At 59.1% G+C, this 4,461-nt stretch carries 2 protein-coding genes and 1 tRNA gene; 2 read left to right on the top strand and 1 reads right to left on the bottom strand.

Features of this window, described 5'->3' with window-relative positions:
• Both AC1DRJ_RS19895 and AC1DRJ_RS19890 read left to right on the top strand, forming a co-directional pair.
• The coding region (locus tag AC1DRJ_RS19895; RefSeq protein WP_477803653.1) for an EAL domain-containing protein at positions 1-2,684 on the top strand (2,684 nt) is incomplete at its 5' end.
• Between the two features lie 15 nt (positions 2,685-2,699).
• A tRNA-Ile gene (locus tag AC1DRJ_RS19890) sits at positions 2,700-2,776 on the top strand.
• A 52-nt stretch (positions 2,777-2,828) separates the two neighbouring features.
• Here AC1DRJ_RS19890 and AC1DRJ_RS19885 read toward each other — a convergent pair.
• Positions 2,829-4,461: membrane-bound PQQ-dependent dehydrogenase, glucose/quinate/shikimate family (locus AC1DRJ_RS19885; protein WP_477803652.1), on the bottom strand; the 1,633-nt coding region annotated here is incomplete at its 5' end.

Genomic DNA, 4,461 nt, shown 5'->3' with positions numbered 1-4,461 from the left:
TTCCAGGGTTCTGGCGCAACATCATCCACCCTGCGGACCTGACACGCGCCCAAACCTTCTGCGATCACGAAGTGCTGGCCGGACGAGATCACAGCATCGATTACCGCGTCATAACCGCCGATGGGCGCTGCCTGTGGGTACGCAACATCATCAGCCTGATCGAACATGGTCATGAGCCGGTGTTGCGAGGGTTGATGATCGACATCAGTGAAGCCAAGCGTACTGAAGAGGCATTGCGCCTCTCCGAGCAAAAATTCGCCTCGGTCTTCCAGCAAAACCCGGACATTCTGGTGATCGCGCGACTGTCCGACGGTTGCCTGCTGGAGGTGAACAAAGCGTTCGAAGAGCAAATAGGTCTCAAGGCCGAAGAAGTCATCGGCCAAACGGCTACTGACCTGAATATCTGGGGTATCCCCGGCGTTGGGCCGGGGCTGTTGCAAAGATTGCAAGCCGGCAGCATCCGCAACCTGGAGATGCCCTTTCGCCGCAGTAACGGCCAGGTGTTTACCGGCCTGATTTCCGCGGAGCATTTCGATCTCGATACCACTCCGGCCCTCGTGGTGGTGGTGCGCGATATCAGCCAGCTCAAAGAAACCCAGCAGCAACTGCAAACCTCCGAAGAGAAATTCGCCAAGGCGTTCCACGCCTCCCCTGACGGTTTGTTGTTGACGCGGCAGAGCGACGGGTTACTGATAGAGGTCAATGAAGGTTTCAGCCGCATTACCGGCTTCAACAGCGCGATGTCCGTTGATCGAACCACCCTGGACCTGGGGATATGGGTCAACCTCAATGAACGCAAACAGATGCTCGACTTGCTGCGCAGAGATGGCTTCGTCCGCGACTTCAGTTGTCACATCCGCCGTAGCGACGGACAAGTCCGTCTGTGCGAGGTGTCGGCCCGCCCATTGCCGATCGGCGATGATGACTGCATGTTGACCATTGCCCGGGACATCACCGAGCGGCACCTGATGCAGGAGAAGCTACAGCAGGCCGCCACCGTGTTCGAAAGCACGGCCGAGGGCGTTCTGATCACCGACACCCAACAGCACATCAGTGCGGTCAACCGCGCGTTTACCGAGATTACTGGCTACAGCGAGAGCGAAGCATTGGGCCATACCCCTCGCCTGCTCGCTTCGGGCCTTCACGACAGCGCGTTTTACGCCGCAATGTGGCACCAACTGACGGCCGAAGGTCATTGGCAAGGCGAGATCTCCAACCGCCGCAAGAATGGTGAACTTTACCCGAGCTGGCTGACCATCAGCGCGGTACGCAATCGGGACAAGTTCATCACCCATTTCGTGGCAGTGTTCGCGGATATTTCCAGCCTCAAACACGCCCAGGCCAAACTCGACTACCAGGCGCACCACGACCCGCTGACCGGTCTGCCAAACCGCACACTGTTCGAGAGCCGACTGCTGACCGCCCTCAACACCCAACAGGAAAATGGTGGCCAGGGTGCCGTGCTGTTCCTCGACCTGGACCGTTTCAAACACATCAATGACAGCCTCGGCCATCCAGTCGGCGACCTGCTGCTTAAAGGGATCGCCGTGCGCCTCAAAGAGCAATTGCGCGATATCGACACCGTTGCGCGCTTGGGCGGTGACGAATTCATCATCCTGCTACCGGGGCTGCAACAGAACAGCGATGCAGACAACATCGCGACCAAGCTGCTCAATTGTTTCGCCGCACCGTTCCAAGCGGGTGATCACGAGTTTTTTATCAGCGCCAGTATTGGCACCAGCCTGTACCCCAAGGATGGCTGCGACGTCGCCACACTCGTCAAGAATGCCGACGCCGCGATGTACCGCTCCAAGGCCAAGGGCCGCAACCGGGTTGAACGCTACACCCGTGACCTCACCGCCCAGGCCAGCGAACGCGTGGCGCTGGAATATGAATTGCGGCGCGCCATCGAACGCAACGAGCTGACGCTGCACTACCAACCGAAAATCAGCCTTGATGACCATCGGCTGGTCGGTGCCGAAGCACTGATACGCTGGTATCACCCGACCTTCGGCACTGTGCCGCCGGAGCACTTCATTCCCTTGGCCGAAGAAAACGGCATGATTCTGCAAATCGGCGACTGGGTACTTGAGACCGCCTGCCGCCAGATGTACGAGTGGAGTCAGGTATATGAATGCCTCGGCCCGCTCTCGGTCAACCTCGCAGGCGCCCAACTGCGCCAACCAAACCTGCTGGGACGGATCGAGCAACTGCTCAAGGACAGCCATCTTCAGCCCGGATTATTGCAACTGGAAATTACCGAAAACTTCATCATGAGCCAAGCTGAAGAAGCGCTGGCGGTGCTACATCAACTCAAACAACTGGGCGTGCAGTTGGCCATCGATGACTTCGGTACTGGCTACTCGTCCTTGAGCTACCTCAAGCGGCTGCCACTGGATATTCTCAAGATCGATCAGTCGTTCGTCCGCGGCCTGCCTGACGATCCGCATGATGCGGCCATCGTTCGAGCGATCATCGCATTAGGCCGCAGCATGCAATTCACCGTCATCGCCGAGGGTGTCGAGACCCTGGCCCAACAGGAATTCCTCGCCGCCGAAGGCTGCGGGCAGATCCAGGGGTACATCGTGAGCCCGCCTCTTCCCGCCCAAGAATTCGCCGCGAGGTTTCTTCGTATAGCCATATCGGATTTTTCGGATAGCACAGCAGAGAAACCATCGCTATAATCCGCGACCTACTGAGGGCCTATAGCTCAGTTGGTTAGAGCAGAGGACTCATAATCCTTTGGTCCACGGTTCAAGTCCGTGTGGGCCCACCAAACAAAAAAAGCCGCGCTAATGCGCGGCTTTTTCGTACCTGCGATTCAGCCTCTACTCAGGCAACGCATACGCAATCACATAATCCCCACGATCCGTCGACTGACGCGCACCGCCAACAGTCAGCAGGATGTACTGCTTGCCAGTCTTGGGCGAAATGTACGTCATCGGCCCCGACTGACTGCCCACAGGCAAGCGCGCTTTCCAGATTTCATTACCATTGCCGGTATCGAAAGCACGCAGGTAGAAATCCTGAGTCCCGGCGAAGAACAACAGCCCCGACTGGGTGGCCAGCGAAGCGCCCAGGGTCGGCATGCCAATCGGGATCGGCAGGTGCATGCGGATACCCAGTGGGCCGGTGTCTTGCACGGTGCCAACCGGAACTTGCCACATCAGTTTATGGGTCTTGAGGTCAATGGCGGACATCGTGCCAAACGGTGGTTTCTGGCACGGGATGCCGGCCGCCGAGAGGAAGCGTTCGCGCATCGCACCAAACGGTGTGCCTTCCTGTGGGACGACACCCATTTCGATACCACTGGCTCCGGCAGCAATCTTGTTGCGCGGGATCATGTAGTTGGCCAGGCCGAGGCGCATGTCGTTGACGAACATGTAATTTGTGTTCGGATCAACCGAGACGCTGCCCCAGTTCATGCCACCCAATGAACCTGGGAACTGCAACGCACGGTCAAGGCCTGGCGGGGTGTAGACACCTTCGTGGCGCATGCCTTTGAACTGGATGCGGCACATCAGTTGATCGAACGGAGTAGCTCCCCACATGTCGGACTCGGTCAATGTCTTGTTGCCGATTGACGGCATGTCCACCGAGAACGGCTGGGTCGGTGAATAGCGCTCGCCGGGCACATTACCTTGCGGCACTGGGCGCTCTTCGACGCGGGCGATGGGTACGCCGGTTTCGCGATTGAGCAGGAAGATTTCGCCCTGTTTGGTCACTTGCGCCAAGGCTGGCTGCAGACCGCCCTTGTCGTCCGGTACGTCATACAGCAGTGGCTGGGCTGGCAGGTCGAAGTCCCACAGGTCGTGGTGAGTGGTCTGGAAGTGCCAGCGCACCTGTCCGGTCTTAACGTCGATGGCGACGATGGACGAGTTCCATTTGTCATCGAATGCCGTGCGCTGGCCGCCGAAGAAGTCCGGGGTGGCGTTGCCGGTTGGCAGGTACACCAGACCGAGTTTGGCGTCGTAGGACATGGCCGACCAAACGTTCGGCGTGCCACGGGTATAGGTCTCACCGGCAGGCGGGCGCTTGGTGGTGTTCGGGTTGCCCGGATCCCAGGCCCACACCAGTTCGCCACTGCGCACGTCATAGGCACGGACCACACCCGGCGGTTCGCCGGTGGAGTAGTTATCGGCCACGCGGCCACCGACGATCACCACGTTACCGGCGACCAACGGGGTCGAGGTTTGCTGGTAGTAGCCGGGTTTCACTTCGCCCATATCGGTTGTCAGGTCGACAGTGCCTTTGTTGCCAAACTCTTCGCAAGGTTTGCCGGTGTCGGCATTAATGGCGATCAGACGGGCATCGCCGGTCGGCAGAAACAGACGTTTCGTACAGGCCGTTGGCGGGTTATCCGAGGACGCAGGGGTTGCGGAATAACCCAGGCCACGGCAGCGCTGCCAGTTAGGCGCGGTGCCTTGCGGGTCGAACTTCCAGCGCTGGGCGCCGGTGTCC

This window comes from Pseudomonas sp. P5_B2, from assembly GCF_056400445.1.
The sequence above is the reverse complement of the archived record's forward strand: the minus strand, read 5'-3'. Positions and strand labels throughout refer to the sequence as shown.